The following is an 18,856-nucleotide window of genomic DNA, read 5'->3' as shown; positions in this document are numbered from 1 at the left end:
AGATGATTCAAGCCCTGTTTATACAGGGCTTTTTTATGAGTAACTAATTTAGACAACAGAAACGCAAAGAAATCTTGACTTAATACTCAAAAATAAATAATAATTATTATCGTTTTAAATCTATGGAAGGTATATATAATGAAGAGAGCAAATTTTGCCTTATTGCCACTTGCCGTATTTGTTGCAGGTCATGTCCAGGCTGAAGAAAAATTAGATGTGATTAATGTTGTTTCCGAGAACAGCGGGGCAAAAAGTAAGACTAATGTGATTACAACAAAAACAATGGAGCGTAGCACTGAGACTGAATTAAAAGGTTTATTAAAAGATGAACCAGCAATTAATTTTGGTGGCGGTCGTGGTACATCACAATGGTTTACAATTCGTGGTATGGGACAAGATCAAGTTGATGTGAAAATTGATGGTGCTTATACCGATGCACAATTATTCCATCACCAAGGTCGTTTTATGTTTGATCCGTCCTTATTAAAACGTGTTGACGTGCAAAAAGGGACAGGTTCAGCAAGTGCTGGAATTGGAGCTACAAGCGGTGCAATTGTTGCAGAAACAGTTAGCGCAAAAGATTTGCTCAAAGAAGGACAAGATATCGGTTTCAAAGTTAATGCAGGTGTAAGTTCAAATAGTGGTTGGTCTAAAGGTGCGACTGTTTATTCTAAGGCTGGTCCGCTAGATGCGTTAATTTCTGGAAATTGGGTTAACGAAAATGACTACAAGGGTGGTCATAATTTTAGCAATTTAGAGGGTAGTAAAAAAGTTCAGAACAGTGCATTGCATCAACGTGGTTTACTCGCCAAAGTTGGTGTTGATATTACAGAAGAACAGCGTCTTGAATTAAGTCATCGTCAAGAGCGCCATTATGGTGTTCGCGCACTTCGAGAAGAATTTGACTTTTCGCAAGATTGGTTAACCGCTAGCGCCAGAAATGGTAATCCACCAACCCTTACAAAGGAACAGCGAGCAAATGGCTATACTTTAAGCCAAGAAGGGAATACTTGGTATGTTTTAGATCGTAATGGTAACAAAATTATAAATAGTAGTAATAACGCCCCTCGTTATCGTATTACACAAAATGATACGACAAACTTAGAATGGAATGGTAAGAATATGGGCTTTGTGACGAATGCTAAAGCCAATGTGTATCATTCTGTGATTAATCGTAAAGAGCCAAGTGAGAATTCAAAAACACGTTTAATTGCTAATGGGGCAAATTTAAATTTAGAAAGCGCAGTGGGACAGTCTCATCTTATTAAATACGGTGTTAATTATCGTGATCAAGAGGGTAAACCTAATTCGTTAACCGTACAAAACGGTGTTCAAATGAAAAACCAAAAGAAACGTGATGTCGGTGTTTATGCAGAAGGTATTTGGGGCTTAGGTGCTTTTACCTTAACAACTGGATTACGTTATGATCACTTTGATTTCCGAGCAATGAATGGCAAAAAATCGCATAAGGGAAGCGTAAATCCGAGCGTCGGTTTAATTTATGAAGTGAATAATGATCTAAGCTTTAATGCGAGCTTAAACTATGCAACACGTAGTCCTCGTTTCCATGAAGTGATGTTATCTTCAGGTGAAACGAGAGGTCAAACAGCCGTTTATTCAATTGCATCGAATATCAAACCGGAGAAATCACGCAATGCAGAAGTGGGTTTCAATTACAAACTTGCTGATAATTTCTCTTTAAACGGTAGTTATTTCTGGCAAACTGTAAAAGATACACATGCATTTACACAAATACGCCCGGGTTTTTATGAAATTCAAAATGCAGGTAAACTAAGAAATCATGGGTATGAAGTCGGTGCAGCTTATAAATATGAAGGTTTAACATTACGTGCAGGCGTGGCTTATAGTAAACCTGAGTTAGATGGTAGAACAGTAGATAGCACCGTGACTGCTATTCCAATTGGACGTACTTGGACTACAGGTATGTCTTATCGTTTTACTCAACCTGATATTGAAATTGGCTGGAAAGGTCGTTTTGTACAACATACCAGTTACGATGCTACAACGAATAACCGTGGCGGTGGTGCAACAACCACTAAACGTCCAGGCTATGGGGTAAGTGATTTCTATATTACATGGAAACCAGCTGAAAATATTAATGTGAACCTTGCGCTAGATAATGCCTTTAACAAATATTATCGAAGCCACAGCCAACGTGCAGGTGTGTCAACATTACCTGAACCAGGTCGAGACATTCGTTTAAATGTTAATTATACCTTTTAAATAAATCTCTAATTGCTTAACAGGGAATTAAAAGTGCGGTCGATTTTGACCGCACTTTTTTATTGATTGAATTTGAAAAATGGTGAATTTCAGATAATAAAAAACCCTGCATAGGCAGGGTTCTTCACACAGATTCAAATTATTTTGTACCTGGGATTTTGAAACGGCTGTTAAAACGTTCAACACGACCACCAGTATCAACAACACGTTGTTTACCAGTGTAGAATGGGTGGCAGCTACCGCACACATCAAGGTTGATGTCTTTGCCTAAAGTTGAACGCGTTTTGATCACGTTACCGCAAGAACAAGTTGCAGTAATCTCTTTATATTCTGGATGAATACCTTGTTTCATAGAAAACCTCAAATTGAAGCCACGCCGCTATAAATGCTTTCCACTTACACCGCGTGAGTTAATAATCGCCGACAATCCGGCACCAAATAGACTGCGAATTATACTGAAAAAATCAAATTGATCAAGTGGTGTGCTTTAGTGATAGAATCATCGCAAAATTTTTGCTTATTTTTGACCGCACTTTAGGAAAGTTATGTTAGCCCAATCCTCTGTTGATGCCCCTTTTGCCCATTCAGTTCTACAATGGTATGAAAAGTTTGGGCGCAAAAATTTACCTTGGCAACAAAATAAAACCCTTTATGGAGTTTGGCTTTCCGAAGTGATGTTACAACAAACTCAAGTTACTACGGTTATCCCTTATTTTGAGCGCTTTATCAAAACTTTTCCTAATGTGACCGCACTTGCCAATGCTTCGCAAGATGAAGTGTTACATTTGTGGACGGGGCTAGGTTATTACGCACGTGCGAGAAATTTACATAAAGCCGCTCAAACCATCAGAGATAAATATCAAGGCGAATTTCCTACCCAATTTGAGCAAGTTTGGGCATTAACAGGCGTGGGACGATCGACGGCTGGCGCAATACTATCTTCTGTGCAAAATCAACCTTATCCGATTTTAGACGGCAATGTGAAACGCGTCCTTTCTCGTTATTTTGCTGTTGACGGTTGGTCTGGTGAGAAGAAAGTCGAAAATCAATTATGGCAATTGAGTGAACAGGTTACACCAACCACGAAAGTGGCGGAATTTAATCAAGCGATGATGGATATTGGTTCGGCTATTTGTACTCGAACGAAACCTAAATGTGATCTTTGTCCTCTAAGTAATGATTGTTTAGCCAATAAACTCGAAAAGTGGATGGCATTTCCAGGAAAGAAACCCAAAAAATCGTTGCCGGAAAAACAAAGCTATTTTTTGATTTTATCTCATCAAGGAAAAGTTTGGCTGGAACAGCGCGAAAGCAAAGGCTTATGGGGCGGACTGTATTGTTTTCCTCAGTTTGATGATAAACAAACATTATTGAATTATCTGAAAGAGCAAGGGATTACCGAGTATCAAGAATGGGTAACTTTCCGTCATACGTTTAGCCATTTTCACTTAGACATTCATCCCATTTATGTTGAAGTTGATCGAAAATCTGAAGAGAGCGATCGTTCAGATTGGAAAAAATTGTCAGAAAAAGGAAAAGAATCTCAATCTGGTCTATTAAGTGCGGTCAAATATTGGTATGATCCAACGTCACCTGAACAGATCGGGTTAGCTCAGCCTGTGAAAAATTTATTAACGCAATTTGTAAGGAATTATTATGGCTAGAACCGTTTTTTGCGAATATTTGAAAAAAGATGCAGAAGGGTTGGATTTTCAACTGTATCCCGGTGAATTAGGTAAACGTATTTTTAATTCAATTAGTAAACAAGCATGGGGTGAATGGATCAAAAAGCAAACCATGTTAGTGAACGAGAAAAAACTCAATATGATGAATGCCGAACATCGTAAATTATTAGAAGAAGAAATGGTGAATTTCTTATTTGAGGGCAAAGATGTGCATATTGAAGGTTACGTTCCCCCATCTAAATAACAAAAGATTATGAAAAAGTATTTATTATTGGCGCTACTTCCGCTTTTATATGCTTGTAGTGACTCGCCAACCCATCGACGTGGCATTAATTATGACGAAGTGTTTTCGAAAGACACGCAAGGTTTAGATATTTTAACAGGTCAATTCTCCCATAATATCGATCGTATTTGGGGGGTAAATGAGCTTTTAGTGGCAAGCCGTAAAGATTACGTGAAATACACGGACTCTTTCTATACGCGTAGCCACGTAAGTTTTGATGAAGGTACAATTATTGTTGAAACCCAACAAGATCTTAATCGCTTACACAATGCGATTGTCCATACTTTATTGATGGGCTCCGATGCAAAAGGGATCGACTTATTTGCGTCTGGCGATGTACCGATCAGTACGCGTCCTTTCTTATTAGGACAGGTCGTTGATAATAATGGTCAGCAAATTGCTAACCAAGTGATTGCAAGTAACTTTGCGACTTATTTAATCCAAAATAAATTACAAACTCGCCGCTTACAAAATGGTAACACCGTGCAATTTGTGGTGATCTCCATGATTGCAAACCACGTTGAAGTGCGTGCACAAAAATATATTCCATTAGTCCGTAAAGCTGCAGAACGCTATGGCATTGATGAAAGCTTGATTTTAGGTATTATGCAAACAGAATCTAGTTTCAACCCGTATGCGATCAGTTATGCGAATGCAATCGGCTTAATGCAAGTGGTACCAAGCACAGCAGGTCGCGATGTGTTTGCGATGAAAGGTAAAGGTGGACAACCATCTGCACGTTACCTTTATGATCCTGCAAATAACATTGATGCGGGTGTCTCTTACTTATGGATTCTGCAAAATCAATATTTAGATGGTATTACAAACCCTACCTCTAAACGTTTTGCAATGATTTCTGCCTACAACAGTGGTGCAGGTGCCGTATTACGCGTGTTCGATGAGGATAAAGATGAGGCGATCTATAAGATCAATCAGATGTATCCTGAACAAGTATATCGTATTTTAACGACCGCACATCCATCATCACAAGCAAGAAACTACTTGTTGAAAGTGGATGCAGCACAGAAGAAATTCCGTGTAAGACGATAATTTCAGTGATGAAATATAATGCCCGAAAGAATTTTCGGGCATTATTTTTTGAGAAAGTGCGGTTATTTTTGATTGAGTTTTATAAAATACGTTCTTTTTATAGTCGTTTTGGTTATTAACCACTCAAACACACCAACTTTTTTACTTTTTTTGAATTTAATTGTTGACCGATACCCGAAAAAATAGTTTAATACGCTCCGTTGTCAGGCAGTAGCCAATAACGATAACGCCTCGATAGCTCAGTCGGTAGAGCAGGGGATTGAAAATCCCCGTGTCGGTGGTTCGATTCCGCCTCGAGGCACCATTTCCTCCTTAGTTCAGTCGGTAGAACGGTGGACTGTTAATCCATATGTCGCAGGTTCGAGTCCCGCAGGAGGAGCCAAATTCTAAGAAGCCGCTAAAGCAATTTAGTGGCTTTTTGCTTTTTAGAATTCAGCATTATTCTGTTTTTTTCCTCTCTTTAAAATTTGCTCAAATTTCTCACCGCACTTTTTTGATCTAGATAAATATTTATGTAAAAAAGTTACATAAAATTGTTAGTAAGATCACACTTTATTATTTTGCACTTTGCGATCACCCCCTAACGTTATCATAATGCCACCATTAATTTAATGAATGAATAGTCATTAAATAAACGATTTTATAATTTTAACTTTAGAGGGTGATTTATGAGCACTACAACTAATAAAAAATGGAATAAATTTGATACAGCTTGGGTATTAAACTTATTTGGAACTGCGGTGGGCGCAGGGGTATTATTTTTACCAATCAATGCAGGGATGGGCGGCTTTTGGCCTTTGATTGTGATGGCGGTTTTAGTTGGACCGATGACATATTTTGCGCATCGTGGCTTGGCTTATTTCGTGTTGTCTTCTTCTAAACCCGGCAGTGATATTACCGAAGTAGTAGAAGAACATTTCGGCCCGACCGCTGGGAAATTAATTACCTTATTATATTTCTTTGCGATCTTCCCAATTTTGTTGATTTATGGAAACGGGATCACCAATACGGTTGATTCTTTTATCGTCAACCAATTAGGCATGACTTCACCAAACCGTGTGATTCTTTCTTTTGTATTAATTGCGATATTAATTTCAGTCATGTTGTTCAGTGAAAAAGTGATGTTGAAAATCACTGAATTACTAGTGTATCCATTGGTGTTGATTCTCTTTGCGTTATCAATTTATCTCATTCCGCAATGGAATGCTTCAATGCTTTATGAGCTCCCGACTGCTGGCGGCTTTATCACGACATTATGGTTAACCATCCCAGTATTGGTTTTCTCTTTTAACCATTCTCCGGCAATTTCCTCTTTCACGCTTTCTCAACAACGTGAATATAAAGATTTTAATACAACGGAATATCACATCGGTCGTACAGAAAAAGGCACTTCAACCGTATTACTTTTCTTCGTGATGTTCTTTGTGTTTAGCTGTGTATTAACCTTAACACCAGCAGAGTTATTAGAAGCAAAAGCGCAAAATATTAGTATTTTGTCTTATCTTGCGAACAAATTTGATAACCCATACATTTCTTATTTCGCACCATTAGTGGCTTTCTTCGCGATTACAAGCTCATTCTTTGGTCATTATTTAGGGGCGCGTGAAGGTTTAGAAGGTTTATACCTCAAAATGAAAGGTGAAAGTGTGAATCGTAAAAAATTAAATTACGGTACTGCAGTTTTCTTCTTACTGACTTTATGGGGCGTAGCGATTATTAACCCAAGTATTTTAGGTTTGATTGAATCCCTTGGCGGCCCAATCATTGCGATGATCCTTTTCATTATGCCTATGTATGCGATCCGCAATGTTCCAGCAATGAAACGCTATCAAGGTCGCTTTAGCAATGTATTTGTTACAGTTATGGGATTAATTGCTATCTCCGCGGTCGTATATGGATTATTATAAGCGGCTTTTTAGTTTAGCTTAGGATTTAAAATAATATGATTAGTGTATTTGATATGTTTAAAGTGGGGGTTGGGCCATCCAGCTCCCATACTGTCGGTCCGATGAAAGCAGGCAAACAGTTTATTGACGATTTAATCGAGCAAGGTAAATTTAATGATGCAGCAACTTTGCACGTTGATGTGTATGGCTCTCTCTCAATGACGGGGCTTGGTCATAATACAGATATTGCGATCATTATGGGATTGGCCGGTTATCTACCGCATGATGTGGATATTGATTTAATCCCAACCTTTATCGAACAGGTTAAACAAACCAAAAAACTGTCGATTGTACAGGGCAAAAAAACGGTTAATTTCGATTGGGATGCCAATATGGTATTCCATAATTCCTTTTTATCATTACATGAAAACGGTATGACCATTACTGCATTAGATGCTGAACGTAATGTGCTTTACCGTCAAACCTATTACTCTATTGGTGGTGGTTTTATCGTGGATGAGGCACATTTTGGTCAAGAGGAAAAAAATCCGGCGACTGTGCCTTATCCTTATCAACATGCTGAAGATATTTTGAAACATTGTCAGGAGAGTGGCTTAATGCTCTCAACAGTGATGATGAAAAATGAATTAGCATTGCGTGATAAAAAAGAGGTTGAAGCACATTTACAGAATGTTTGGAAAACCATGAAAGATTGTATTGAACATGGTATTAAAACAGAAGGTGTGTTACCAGGGCCTTTAAAAGTGGCTCGTCGTGCGCCATCACTTTATCGTCTCTTGGAGGCGAATAGCGGCCGTTTAGCCCATGACCCAATGTATGTGATCGACTGGGTGAATATGTTTGCCCTTGCAGTGAATGAAGAGAATGCGGCAGGTGGTCGCGTCGTAACCGCGCCAACTAATGGTGCGTGTGGTATCGTGCCGGCGGTACTTTCTTATTATGAAAAATTTGTTGCACCTTTAACGCCAGAAGTCATAGAACGTTACTTATTGGCTGCCGGTATGATTGGTTCCCTTTATAAGATGAATGCATCTATTTCGGGGGCTGAAGTCGGCTGCCAAGGTGAAGTGGGTGTGGCATGTTCAATGGCTGCCGCAGGTTTAACTGAGATCTTAGGTGGTACACCAGTACAGGTGTGTATCGCAGCTGAAATTGCGATGGAACATAATCTTGGCTTAACTTGCGATCCGGTTGGTGGTCAAGTACAAGTACCTTGTATTGAACGTAATGCCATTGCTTCAGTAAAAGCGATTAACGCTAGCCGTATGGCATTACGCCGAACCACTAATCCTCGCGTAACCTTGGATAAAGTGATCGAAACCATGTATGAAACAGGTAAAGACATGAATGCCAAATATCGAGAAACATCGAAAGGTGGCTTAGCGGTGAAAGTAGTGTGTTCTTAATAGCTAATTGATAATAAAAGAGCGGTCATTTTTGACCGCTCTTTTTTATTTCCCTTTCACGTCAATAATAATTACTTCAGACTGTGAACCTAAGCGCATTGGGATGCCCCAAAAGCCGTAACCAGAAGTGACAAAAACATGTGGATTGCCAATTTTTTCATGACCATAATCCAAACGATACATCATTTTCGTGATTAAACTCGCCGGGAATACTTGCCCTTTATGTGCATGCCCTGAAACTTGAATATCAAGCGGGAGTGACGCATGTTTTTCGATATCTGTTGGTCGGTGATCCAAGAGAATAATCGGCAAATCAGTATTCACTTGTTTTAATAACGTCTCGGTATTTGGTCTATCGTGAGCAAGATTGTCATTTCGTCCAATCAGTACCAATTCATTATTTAATGTTAATGTATCATCTCTTAATACCGTAATACCAGCTTTGCGAATTTCTCGATCAATTCGATCTTGATCACCGAATAAGTCATGATTGCCTAGTGTGGCATAAACGCCCATTGGGGCTTTGAGTTTAGTTAAATGGGGTTGCATTTTTTCGGCTAAATAAGCATTGACGTTATCATCCATGATATCACCTGGCAGTAAAATGATATCGACCTTTTCCTGCTGCATAATATCAGCCAGTTTATCCAATTCTTTCCCACCAAATAATTTGCCTAAATGGAGATCGCTTGCCATGCCAATTCGCAATGGTTTAATCGGTTTATCTAGCGTAATTTCATAATGAATAACACGTGTGACATAGGCGTTATACACACTTAAGGCGGTGATACCAATAAATAAAACGGGATAAGCGATACGCAAAGTGCGGTCGATTTGGGTGATGGATTTTGATTTTCGGAAAAGAAAATGAACACATCCTACGGCAATACTCGCAAAGGCTGAAAAAAGGAGTAGTGCGAGCATTAAAGCAATAAGCCGAAATACCGTAAAAAGCTTTAAAAAATGGCAAATAACCAAGGCGTTAGGAAGCAAAAAGCTGGTAAAAGTGATCGATCGTCTAGCCTTTTTTGATAACGGTTTGTTAAGCCACCAAATCAGCGTTTTATTAAAAATATAAATCAGCAGTTGTAACAAAATAATAGCTGCCGTAAATATGAAGTAATAACGAGTTTCCATCTGCAATTCCTAAATAAAAGTGCGGTTGTTTTTGACCCAGTTTTGAAGTGTGGAATAATAAATTTCTCTGTTCCCAAAGGCAAATTTTTTCGCTAAAATGCGGCTCGTTTTAGTTAATTCAAGAAGGAAAATCCAATGTTCGGAAAAGGCGGTTTAGGCGGCTTGATGAAACAAGCCCAACAAATGCAAGAAAAAATGCAAAAAATGCAGGAAGAAATTGCCCAATTAGAAGTAACTGGCGAAAGCGGTGCGGGTTTAGTAAAAATCACGATTAATGGTGCGCACAACTGCCGTCGTATTGAGATCGATCCTTCTTTAATGGAAGACGATAAAGAAATGTTGGAAGATTTAATCGCTGCCGCATTCAACGATGCAGTCCGTCGTGCAGAAGAATTGCAAAAAGAAAAAATGGCTTCTGTAACCGCAGGCATGCCATTACCGCCAGGAATGAAACTTCCATTTTAATTCATCGGGTGTGTGAGTTTATCGATTCACACACCATCCATTTTCTCCCATCATAAATACTATGCAAAGCAGTCCACTTTTAGAACATCTTATTGAAAATCTTCGTTGCTTGCCGGGTGTTGGCCCGAAATCAGCGCAGCGTATGGCTTATCATCTTTTACAGCGCAACCGTAGCGGTGGGATGAACTTAGCACGCGCGTTAACGGAAGCAATGTCTAAAATTGGGCATTGTTCACAGTGCCGTGATTTTACTGAAGAGGAAACGTGCAATATTTGTAACAATCCTCGTCGCCAAAATTCAGGTTTGCTTTGCGTGGTGGAAATGCCGGCGGATATTCAAGCCATTGAGCAAACCGGCCAATTTTCTGGGCGTTATTTTGTCTTAATGGGGCATTTATCGCCTTTAGATGGTATTGGTCCGAAAGAAATTGGTTTAGATTTATTGCAAAAACGTCTGGTTGAAGAATCTTTCCACGAAGTGATTTTAGCGACCAATCCAACGGTGGAAGGCGATGCGACAGCCAATTATATTGCTGAAATTTGCCATCAACATAATATTAAGGTAAGTCGTATTGCTCACGGGATCCCTGTTGGTGGGGAGTTAGAAACCGTGGACGGCACCACCTTAACTCACTCTTTCTTAGGTCGTCGTCAGATCGACTAATCTTATGCGCCTGTTTATTGCCGAGAAACCCAGTCTTGGGCGAGCGATTGCCGATGTATTACCAAAACCTCATCAACGAGGTGATGGTTTTATTAAATGTGGCAATGATGATGTTGTGACTTGGTGTGTGGGGCATTTGCTCGAACAGGCTGAACCCGATGCCTACGATCCGAAATTCAAACAATGGCGTTTAGAACATTTACCCATCATTCCTGAAAAGTGGATTCTGTTACCGCGAAAGGAAGTAAAAAAACAACTTTCCGTGGTGGAAAAACTCATTCATCAAGCTGATGTTTTAGTTAACGCAGGTGACCCTGATAGAGAAGGGCAGTTATTGGTGGATGAAGTGTTTAGTTATGCCAATTTATCCGCCGAAAAACGTGATGGCATTTTGCGTTGTTTGATTAGCGATCTTAACCCCAGTGCGGTCGAAAAAGCGGTACAAAAACTCCAACCGAATCGTAACTTTATTCCATTGGCTACCTCCGCACTGGCGCGTGCTCGTGCAGATTGGCTGTATGGTATTAATATGACTCGTGCTTACACTATTCGCGGTCGCCAAGCCGGTTATGATGGTGTGCTTTCCGTTGGGCGAGTGCAAACACCTGTGTTAGGCTTGATTGTGCGTAGAGATTTGGAAATTGAAAATTTCCAACCAAAAGATTTCTATGAAGTGTTGGCGTGGGTTAAAGAAGAAAAAACATCTGAAAATCCGACCGCACTTTTTTCTGCACTTTGGCAACCAAGTAAAGCTTGCGAAGACTACCAAGATGAAGATGGGCGCGTGCTATCTTTAGGCTTAGCCGAAAATGTAGTGAAGCGTATTACCGATCAACCTGCCGAAGTGACCGAATATGTGGATAAGCGAGAAAAAGAAACCGCCCCTTTGCCTTATTCCTTGTCAGCATTGCAGATTGATGCGGCAAAACGGTTTGGCATGTCAGCGCAAAGCGTGTTGGATACCTGTCAACGTTTATATGAAACCCATCGTTTGATTACTTATCCACGTTCTGATTGTCGTTATTTGCCAGAAGAGCATTTTGCTGAACGACATAAAGTGATGAATGCGATTTCACAGCATTGTCAGACTTATCAAACCTTGCCATCGGTGGTGGATAGTGAGCAACGTAATCGTTGTTGGAATGATAAAAAAGTGGAAGCACACCATGCAATTATTCCAACGGCTAACACTCGTTCGATCAATTTAAGTATTGATGAACAGCATATTTACGAACTGATTGCGCGTCAGTATTTATTGCAATTCTGTCCAGATGCGGAATATCGTAAAAGCAAAATTACCTTAAGTATTGCGAGCGGTACTTTTGTGGCTCAAGCGCGCAACTTGCAAACCGCTGGTTGGAAAGAGTTGCTTGGCAAAGAAGACGAAGATGAAAATCAAGAGCCGTTATTGCCGATCGTGAAGAAAGGGCAGATCCTGTACTGTGGACGAGGCGAAGTGGTAAGTAAAAAAACGCAACCGCCGAAACCTTTTACCGATGCGACATTGCTTTCGGCCATGACAGGGATTGCGCGCTTTGTGCAAGATAAAGAATTGAAAAAAATTCTGCGCGAAACGGATGGTCTCGGGACGGAAGCTACCCGAGCGGGCATTATTGAATTGCTGTTTAAACGCGGTTTTTTGACCAAAAAAGGGCGTAATATTCACAGCACAGAAACGGGGCGGATCCTCATTTCAGCGCTACCGGATATTGCTACGCAACCTGATATGACGGCACATTGGGAAGCGCAGTTAACGGATATCAGCCAAAAACAGGCGAGTTATCAGCAATTTATGTTTACGCTTAATCAAATGTTGCCGGATTTGGTGCGTTTTGTGGATTTTACTGCATTACGTCGTTTAAGTCAGATTTCAAAAGGTTTAAATACGACACCTGCTAAACGAAAAAGAGCGGTCAAAAAATCGGAAAATTTAAACGCTGAAAATTGATTAAACTTAATACAATTAAGTAAAAAAAATGGGAAAGCGCTTGCGAAAAGCATGAATTTTATATAACATTTGCACCCAGTTTTCTTGCGAAATCGCAATTTAGAGAAGAAAGAATAATGTACAATATTTTATTATTTATTTATGTATTAGTTTGTATCGCCTTAATCGGCTTTATCCTTGTTCAACAAGGTAAAGGTGCGAACGCAGGTGCGTCATTTGGCGGCGGTGCATCAGGTACTATGTTTGGTTCTGCAGGTGCAGGTAACTTTTTAACTCGTACCAGCGCAATCTTAGCAACTGGCTTTTTTGTGATTGCTTTAGTGTTGGGTAATATCAACTCTCATCGTGGCAACGTACAAAAAGGTTCATTTGACGATTTATCTCAAACTGCTGAACAAGTTCAACAACAGCAACAACAAGCTGCTCCAGCAGTTGAAAACAAAAATAATGATATTCCGCAATAAGGAATAAAAACAGAATAAACGCTCTGGTGGTGGAATTGGTAGACACGCTATCTTGAGGGGGTAGTGGCCGCAGGCCGTGCGAGTTCAAGTCTCGCCCAGAGCACCAACTATAAACCGACTTAATCAAGTCGGTTTTTTTTCGCCTAAAATTTGCTTGAATAACTAGTTATTATTCCCTGTTTTGGTTACAATCGGTCAATTTCTTTTTCTTTAGAGATCCATTAGGAGAGCACAATGAACTTCCCTCAAATCGCCCAACAAGTGATTGATAAACTTGGCGGCAAAGAAAACATCGCAACAGCAGCACATTGCGCAACGCGTTTACGTATTGTGTTAAACGATGAAAGCAAAGTAGACAAAGAAGGTATTGATAATATTGAAGGCGTGAAAGGGCAGTTTGCTGTCGCCGGTCAATATCAAATTATCTTCGGTTCAGGTACGGTGAATAAAGTCCATGCTGAACTTACCAAATTACTTGGTATTGGCGATGTGAGCAAAGCCGAAGTGGCAGAAGCAGCATCAGGCAACCAAAACTTATTACAACGTTTGGTGAAAGGTTTGGCAGATATTTTCGTGCCAATCATTCCAGCAATCGTCGCAGGCGGTTTGTTAATGGGTATTCACTCCATGCTTACAGCGAAAGGTTTCTTCGTTGATGAATTAAGCGTGATTGATATGCACCCAGGTCTTGCGGATTTAGTGGATTTTATTAATACCATTGCGAATGCACCGTTTGTGTTCTTACCGGTATTACTTGGTTTCTCTGCGACCCGTAAATTCGGCGGTAACCCATTCTTAGGGGCAGCGCTTGGGATGTTATTAGTTCACCCTGCATTAGCAGATGGTTGGAACTACGCATTAACCCTTGCGCAAGGCAAAATCCAATACTGGAATGTATTCGGTCTTGAAATTGAAAAAGTCGGCTATCAAGGCACTGTCATCCCAACATTAGTTTCTGCTTGGGTATTAGCAACCTTAGAAAAAACCTTCCGTAAGTTTGTCCCTTCTTATTTAGATAACCTTATTACTCCATTATTCTCGCTCTTTATTGCGGGCTTCTTAGCATTCACCGTAATCGGTCCGATCGGTCGTGAAGCGGGTTCATTAATTGCTTCAGGCTTAACTTGGTTATATGACACTTTAGGTTTTGTTGGTGGCGCGATCTTCGGGGCATTCTATGCACCAATCGTTATTACGGGTATGCACCAAACCTTTATTGCGGTTGAAACACAATTATTAGCTGAAATGGCAAATACAGGTGGTACCTTTATTTTCCCAATCGCCGCCATGTCAAACATCGCACAAGGTGCGGCCTGTTTAGGTGTGGCAGTGGCATTAAAAGATCCAAAAGTACGTGGCTTAGCGGTACCATCTGGTATCTCTGCATTATTAGGGATTACTGAACCGGCAATGTTCGGAGTGAACTTACGTTATCGTCAAGCTTTCTTTGCGGCGATGATTGGTTCAGGTCTTGCAAGTGCCTTTATCGCATTTTTCAATGTAAAAGCCATTGCATTAGGGGCAGCAGGTTTCTTAGGTATTCCATCTATCAAACCGGATAGCCTTGCGATGTACAGCATTGGTATGGTGATTTCATTTGTGGTGGCATTCACGCTTTCAGTCGTTTTCGTGAAACGTGCAAAAGCAAAAGCCTAATCAAAATAAAAAAGAAAAAGCACGAGTTAAAGCTCGTGCTTTTTTGTTTGGAAAAATGCATCTAAAAATGACCGCACTTTCAGTGAGAATTAGCCTTCTCGACAGTTTAACCAAGTGCTTTTCAGGCCTTGATTATTCTTGTAATACACGGAATCATTTTCACGAGCGATTAAATCAACATAACTGCCATCTATCGGCTCATAAGAGCGATAAATTACTTCAAAGCGATTTCCTTGTGCATTTAAGGTACGATTTTCCACATGATCAAATGGCACCGCTTTTCCACCGTCTAATTGGAAATAAATACCAAAGTTATCTTTCATGCGGCTTTCTCTTGAAAGCGGGAAGTAAGTGGTTAAATACGAACTTGAACCCGTTTCTGAATTACGGCAAGAATAGTAATAACGTTTGTAGTCTTTCGGATTGTTTAATTCCGTTTGGCTAATATTATTTTTAAGGAATCGCGTTTTAACGGTTTTCTTTGGTTGTTGTGTTGTGGTACAAGCAAACAAACCTACGAATGCCACCGTGAGTAATGCTATTTTAAATTTATTCATCGATAAAGTTCCGAGAGTAGAGTGAATGAGAAAGAAACTATAATAGCGGAAATTGAGTAATCGAGAAAGGATAAAGTGCGGTGAGTTTTTAAGGCATTTTGATTGAAATTAGGCGCACAGATCTTGGTGTGCGCCATTAAAAGAAACTAAAATATGGTATTAACTACTTGCCCCTACCAGGCTCCCACCCGATCGCCATAGGTAACCAGATTGGTGCAGTAATAATGATTAGTGCTGTTTCTGCTCCCTCTTTGGTTGATTCTCTAATTTCACGTTTAATTTCATGCCATTTCGCTGATCGAATCTCTTCGTCTGTTTTTAGACGATAATTACTAAGAGATGTAGGTATTGGCATAGGAAGTGAGGATTTTTTCAAAATTTCATCACGATTATTTAATTTCACTATACGCCCATCAATGATTGACTCATTATCTTTCCCTTTCATACGAAGAGTAATTTGAGTTTTAGGCTTATTATCTTTGCATTCAGAAGGTTCTTTGTGGAAGAAATCATTTGCCACACAATAACTAGAACCAGGCTCATAGAGTACCTCCCAGCGTTGCTCTAACCCCTTCAGGCTCTGACGAAGCGTATTAAGGTATTTAATCGGTACGATCATTATATAATCTACTTTAACTTTGTTATTAGTACGGTCAGCATCAACACCAAGCGCTAAATAAAATTCACCATCCCTTCTATTGGATTTTAAAAGCTTTGTCATGTATTCAGGCTGGAATAAAGGTTGTAAATAAAGCGCATCAATGCCTGAAAACTCATAATCTTCGTTATCACTCAGTAAATAAGTTTTATTATCCGGTGTTTTAATAATACTTCGAATAAATATTTTTTCATCTCCCAAGTGAGTCATATATAGGTGAAAGGGCTTTGTATTGTCGTGAGCAGGTGGCGTATTGTTACTAGAACAAGCTGCTAATACTAAGCAAAGCAAAGAGATAAATTTTTTCATAATATTCCTTATAAGTGGTTGGATTTTGGAATGAGTTTACTGAATAGGAAATTATTTTGCTATTTATTTTTTATAGGGATTGTTAAATGTCGAGAAAGTATGAAATGAAAGAAAAAATAGCACCAACAGATTGGTTGGTGCTATTGAAAATAAAGTTATTTTAATTAACCGATTCTGCGACTGAAACCATAGCTATAGAGAGGAAGCCAGATTGGTGCAGTAATAATCATTAGCGTATCTTTAACCCCGTCTTTGACAGCCTCTTTTGTATTCTCCCATTTTTCCGAACGTTTTTCTTTATCTGTTTTTAAACGGTAATTATATACATACGATCTTATTGCAATAGGAAGAGATGGATTTTTCATAATATCATCTCGGTTACTCAGTTTTACGATTTTCCCATTGAGTCTATCTTTTTTGGCATCTATTTCAAATACGAGTTTTGTTGGGCGTTCTTTTCCTTTGCAATCAGCAGGTGCGGGATAGAAGAAATCGTCCGTACGACAATGTGTACCGCCGCTGTAATAGTTAGTCCAACGTGGTTTTAGCCCCTGAAGACTTTGGCGTAACGTTTTCACATGCTTAACTGGCATACCTAAAAGATATGTTAACTGGACATTATTATGGCTGCGATCAGCATAAATACTGATGCTAAGCTCGTAATTTTTGTCTTCCTTTTTTAACATCGGTATGATGTATTCAGGTTGTAACAAAGGTCGAAGATATTCTATTTCAGCCCCTGAAAACTCGTAATCTTCGGTATCACCAAGTAAATAAATTTTGTTATCTGGGGTTTTGATAATATCTCGAATATACACGATATCATTACTAATATGTTGCAGTTCTGAAGATTCTGGAATGTATGTTATTTCTTCAGAAGAAGATGGCGTCTTGTTACTAGAACAAGCCACTAATGCTAAGCAAAGCAAAGAGATAAATTTTTTCATAGGATTCCTTACAAGCGGTAGGATTTTGGGATTAGTTTACTTAATCTAAAATTGTTTTGCTAGTTTTAGGGCATGGATATTAGAAAAGGTATTGATTTAAGGAAGTTTAAAAGTAAATTTTAGCTATATTCTTTCTTTGGATGCTTTTTTACACAATAAAATAAACCTAAGAGCGCCGTCGTCGGTAATGCTATTTTAAATTTATTCATCGATAAAATTCCGAGAGTAGAGTGAATGAGAAAGGGGGGTATGATAACGGAAATTGGGGATTGTGCAAGGGATGATATGCTATAGAAGGTTTTGAAATTAGGCGCACATAGAAGGTGCGCCACATAGGATTTAAAATTTATTTTTAATTTTGCTTAATGATTCTTGCATTGCATTTTCAAGTTTCTTAATATTTTCAACATGCCATTTTATTGCAATATTCCAATTATCATAATCATCACGAATAAAAGATGTTGAGACTGAAATTCTTGAAGCTTTTCTATCATCTAAACGTTCCCAGTTTAGTTCCCTACCAAATTTGCTTTCAATAAGCTCTCTTTCTTCATTGAGTAAATCAAATATTTTTTTATTTTCTTCTACCGATTTTCTATCTATATATAACTCAGCTCTGATTTTATCTTTTAATAAAACAAGAGAGTATATAACTCCAGGTATAATTCCTGATGCTGCGGCAATCCAGTTATCACTAGATCCTGTTCTATTACTATATAGCTCTAAGGAGTTGGATTTACCGTATTCTAATAATCTAGACCAGTATTGAGAGTAAACACTATCGCTAATATTCTTAGCTATAGCAATATCTTTTTCTTCCGTTTCCTTAATAGTTGCCCTTATCGTAAATTCCTCAATTTCAGGTACTGGTATAATTTTATCTATATCAATAATAACATCATTACCAAATAAATACGGAACAACTTTAATACACTGTATATCTATTCTATTACCTCTTAGCCATAATACGGTACTTGTTACTTCAGGTCTGAATTCTCGAGCCACTAATATTATTCTTTGAGAATATCCAATATTTATATTTGCATCTTCATTGTTAAGATGCTCAGATAATTTTTGTTCCGCATTATATTTTTCACCTGGATATTTTTTATCTAAATATTCTTGATAAATTGAAATTATTTCATTTTTAGTTAATGTAGAGCAATAGGAAACATATTTTAATGCTTGCCATGTTACATCTTTGCCACTATCGTCCAGCTTATTTTCGATAATAACTAGATTTCCGTTCTTATCTATAGCTAATAGGTCTAAACGCTCTTTTGTTTTGTCAAATCGATTAAACTCTTTCTGTATGATTAGTAAATCTTCATCTTCTCCAAGCTCTTTTGACAATATGGTGGGATCACTATCAATCCATTCTTGTAAATCATATCTCTCGGTTAAACCATGTTCAGAAAATTTTGTTTCATTAATTTTTACTAATTTTTTTACTTCTTCGTTTAACACATACATATT

General features: G+C 38.8%; 17 protein-coding genes and 3 tRNA genes. 14 read left to right on the top strand and 6 right to left on the bottom strand.

Translation table 11 applies throughout. From position 1 onward, the window contains the following. The first annotated feature begins 138 nt into the window (after window positions 1-138). On the top strand, window positions 139-2,244 hold the full coding sequence (locus RDV53_RS02150; RefSeq protein ID WP_005696848.1) for a TonB-dependent receptor domain-containing protein: 2,106 nt from the start codon (window positions 139-141) through the stop codon (window positions 2,242-2,244). Window positions 2,245-2,383: 139 nt separating this feature from the next. Here RDV53_RS02150 and rpmE read toward each other — a convergent pair whose 3' ends face one another. Then, on the bottom strand, window positions 2,384-2,596 hold the full coding sequence (gene rpmE, locus RDV53_RS02145) for a 50S ribosomal protein L31 (protein ID WP_005696847.1): 213 nt from the start codon (window positions 2,594-2,596) through the stop codon (window positions 2,384-2,386). Between the two features lie 193 nt (window positions 2,597-2,789). Between rpmE and mutY the strand changes: the two genes are divergently transcribed. From mutY to RDV53_RS02110, 7 genes are all read left to right on the top strand, one after another. After that, a complete protein-coding gene (gene mutY, locus RDV53_RS02140; RefSeq protein ID WP_005696846.1) occupies window positions 2,790-3,908 on the top strand; it encodes an A/G-specific adenine glycosylase in 1,119 nt (372 codons plus the stop codon). After that, window positions 3,901-4,173, top strand: a complete 273-nt coding sequence (locus RDV53_RS02135; RefSeq protein WP_005696845.1) for an oxidative damage protection protein — start codon at window positions 3,901-3,903, stop codon at window positions 4,171-4,173. The genes mutY and RDV53_RS02135 overlap by 8 nt, the downstream gene beginning before the upstream one ends. A 9-nt stretch (window positions 4,174-4,182) precedes the next feature. Further along, a complete protein-coding gene (mltC, locus tag RDV53_RS02130) occupies window positions 4,183-5,262 on the top strand; it encodes a membrane-bound lytic murein transglycosylase MltC (RefSeq protein ID WP_005696844.1) in 1,080 nt (359 codons plus the stop codon). A gap of 228 nt (window positions 5,263-5,490) precedes the next feature. Then, window positions 5,491-5,566: transfer RNA gene (locus RDV53_RS02125), tRNA-Phe, on the top strand. Between the two features lie 2 nt (window positions 5,567-5,568). Continuing rightward, window positions 5,569-5,644 (top strand) — tRNA-Asn (locus RDV53_RS02120). A gap of 286 nt (window positions 5,645-5,930) precedes the next feature. Beyond that, complete coding sequence (locus tag RDV53_RS02115) at window positions 5,931-7,169, top strand: HAAAP family serine/threonine permease (RefSeq protein WP_005696842.1); 1,239 nt, start codon at window positions 5,931-5,933, stop codon at window positions 7,167-7,169. A 35-nt stretch (window positions 7,170-7,204) separates the two neighbouring features. Continuing rightward, a complete protein-coding gene (locus tag RDV53_RS02110; protein WP_005696841.1) occupies window positions 7,205-8,575 on the top strand; it encodes an L-serine ammonia-lyase in 1,371 nt (456 codons plus the stop codon). Between the two features lie 45 nt (window positions 8,576-8,620). Here the strand turns inward: RDV53_RS02110 and RDV53_RS02105 are convergent, their stop codons facing one another. Next, window positions 8,621-9,712: a metallophosphoesterase gene (locus tag RDV53_RS02105; RefSeq protein WP_005696840.1), complete on the bottom strand. Its 1,092-nt coding sequence runs from the start codon at window positions 9,710-9,712 to the stop codon at window positions 8,621-8,623. Window positions 9,713-9,847: 135 nt separating this feature from the next. On the opposite strand from RDV53_RS02105, the gene RDV53_RS02100 reads away from it, so the two are divergent. The 6 genes from RDV53_RS02100 (at window position 9,848) to RDV53_RS02075 (ending at window position 14,909) form a co-directional block, all read left to right on the top strand. Beyond that, entirely contained in the window at window positions 9,848-10,177 is a 330-nt protein-coding gene (locus RDV53_RS02100) for a YbaB/EbfC family nucleoid-associated protein (protein WP_005696839.1), read from the top strand. Window positions 10,178-10,238: 61 nt separating this feature from the next. Beyond that, a complete protein-coding gene (recR, locus tag RDV53_RS02095) occupies window positions 10,239-10,841 on the top strand; it encodes a recombination mediator RecR (RefSeq protein WP_005696838.1) in 603 nt (200 codons plus the stop codon). Between the two features lie 4 nt (window positions 10,842-10,845). Continuing rightward, window positions 10,846-12,789: a DNA topoisomerase III gene (locus tag RDV53_RS02090; protein WP_005696836.1), complete on the top strand. Its 1,944-nt coding sequence runs from the start codon at window positions 10,846-10,848 to the stop codon at window positions 12,787-12,789. A gap of 116 nt (window positions 12,790-12,905) precedes the next feature. Continuing rightward, on the top strand, window positions 12,906-13,253 hold the full coding sequence (gene secG, locus RDV53_RS02085; protein WP_005696834.1) for a preprotein translocase subunit SecG: 348 nt from the start codon (window positions 12,906-12,908) through the stop codon (window positions 13,251-13,253). A 20-nt stretch (window positions 13,254-13,273) separates the two neighbouring features. Next, a tRNA-Leu gene (locus tag RDV53_RS02080) sits at window positions 13,274-13,359 on the top strand. Between the two features lie 128 nt (window positions 13,360-13,487). Beyond that, window positions 13,488-14,909, top strand: a complete 1,422-nt coding sequence (locus RDV53_RS02075; protein WP_005696833.1) for a sucrose-specific PTS transporter subunit IIBC — start codon at window positions 13,488-13,490, stop codon at window positions 14,907-14,909. A gap of 89 nt (window positions 14,910-14,998) precedes the next feature. Here the strand turns inward: RDV53_RS02075 and RDV53_RS02070 are convergent, their stop codons facing one another. From RDV53_RS02070 to RDV53_RS02055, 4 genes are all read right to left on the bottom strand, one after another. Continuing rightward, complete coding sequence (locus RDV53_RS02070) at window positions 14,999-15,466, bottom strand: hypothetical protein (RefSeq protein WP_005696832.1); 468 nt, start codon at window positions 15,464-15,466, stop codon at window positions 14,999-15,001. A 163-nt stretch (window positions 15,467-15,629) separates the two neighbouring features. After that, window positions 15,630-16,433 (bottom strand): hypothetical protein, encoded by an 804-nt coding sequence (locus RDV53_RS02065; RefSeq protein WP_005696831.1) that lies wholly within the window; start codon window positions 16,431-16,433, stop codon window positions 15,630-15,632. A gap of 164 nt (window positions 16,434-16,597) precedes the next feature. Then, window positions 16,598-17,380 carry a hypothetical protein gene (locus RDV53_RS02060; protein ID WP_005696830.1) on the bottom strand — a complete coding sequence of 261 codons (783 nt, stop codon included), beginning with the start codon at window positions 17,378-17,380 and terminating at the stop codon, window positions 16,598-16,600. 339 nt (window positions 17,381-17,719) lie between these two features. Then, window positions 17,720-18,853, bottom strand: a complete 1,134-nt coding sequence (locus RDV53_RS02055; RefSeq protein ID WP_005696829.1) for a DUF4268 domain-containing protein — start codon at window positions 18,851-18,853, stop codon at window positions 17,720-17,722. Window positions 18,854-18,856 lie beyond the last annotated feature (3 nt).

It is taken from the genome of Haemophilus parainfluenzae ATCC 33392 (assembly GCF_031191205.1).
GTDB classification, from domain to species: Bacteria; Pseudomonadota; Gammaproteobacteria; order Enterobacterales; family Pasteurellaceae; genus Haemophilus_D; species Haemophilus_D parainfluenzae.
Note: the sequence above shows the minus strand (reverse complement) of the source record. Positions and strands in the feature narration are given on the sequence as shown.

Excerpts from the sequence above, each read along its gene's own strand:
- mutY (WP_005696846.1), top strand. The coding sequence starts at position 2,790 with ATGTTAGCCCAATCCTCTGTTGATGCCCCTTTTGCCCATTCAGTTCTA.
- RDV53_RS02100 (WP_005696839.1), top strand. The coding sequence starts at position 9,848 with ATGTTCGGAAAAGGCGGTTTAGGCGGCTTGATGAAACAAGCCCAACAA.
- rpmE (WP_005696847.1), bottom strand. The coding sequence starts at position 2,596 with ATGAAACAAGGTATTCATCCAGAATATAAAGAGATTACTGCAACTTGT.
- RDV53_RS02060 (WP_005696830.1), bottom strand. The coding sequence starts at position 17,380 with ATGAAAAAATTTATCTCTTTGCTTTGCTTAGCATTAGTGGCTTGTTCT.
- RDV53_RS02110 (WP_005696841.1), top strand. The coding sequence starts at position 7,205 with ATGATTAGTGTATTTGATATGTTTAAAGTGGGGGTTGGGCCATCCAGC.
- RDV53_RS02135 (WP_005696845.1), top strand. The coding sequence starts at position 3,901 with ATGGCTAGAACCGTTTTTTGCGAATATTTGAAAAAAGATGCAGAAGGG.
- RDV53_RS02065 (WP_005696831.1), bottom strand. The coding sequence starts at position 16,433 with ATGAAAAAATTTATCTCTTTGCTTTGCTTAGTATTAGCAGCTTGTTCT.
- RDV53_RS02070 (WP_005696832.1), bottom strand. The coding sequence starts at position 15,466 with ATGAATAAATTTAAAATAGCATTACTCACGGTGGCATTCGTAGGTTTG.
- RDV53_RS02075 (WP_005696833.1), top strand. The coding sequence starts at position 13,488 with ATGAACTTCCCTCAAATCGCCCAACAAGTGATTGATAAACTTGGCGGC.
- secG (WP_005696834.1), top strand. The coding sequence starts at position 12,906 with ATGTACAATATTTTATTATTTATTTATGTATTAGTTTGTATCGCCTTA.
- recR (WP_005696838.1), top strand. The coding sequence starts at position 10,239 with ATGCAAAGCAGTCCACTTTTAGAACATCTTATTGAAAATCTTCGTTGC.
- RDV53_RS02150 (WP_005696848.1), top strand. The coding sequence starts at position 139 with ATGAAGAGAGCAAATTTTGCCTTATTGCCACTTGCCGTATTTGTTGCA.
- RDV53_RS02090 (WP_005696836.1), top strand. The coding sequence starts at position 10,846 with ATGCGCCTGTTTATTGCCGAGAAACCCAGTCTTGGGCGAGCGATTGCC.
- RDV53_RS02115 (WP_005696842.1), top strand. The coding sequence starts at position 5,931 with ATGAGCACTACAACTAATAAAAAATGGAATAAATTTGATACAGCTTGG.
- mltC (WP_005696844.1), top strand. The coding sequence starts at position 4,183 with ATGAAAAAGTATTTATTATTGGCGCTACTTCCGCTTTTATATGCTTGT.
- RDV53_RS02105 (WP_005696840.1), bottom strand. The coding sequence starts at position 9,712 with ATGGAAACTCGTTATTACTTCATATTTACGGCAGCTATTATTTTGTTA.
- RDV53_RS02055 (WP_005696829.1), bottom strand. The coding sequence starts at position 18,853 with ATGTATGTGTTAAACGAAGAAGTAAAAAAATTAGTAAAAATTAATGAA.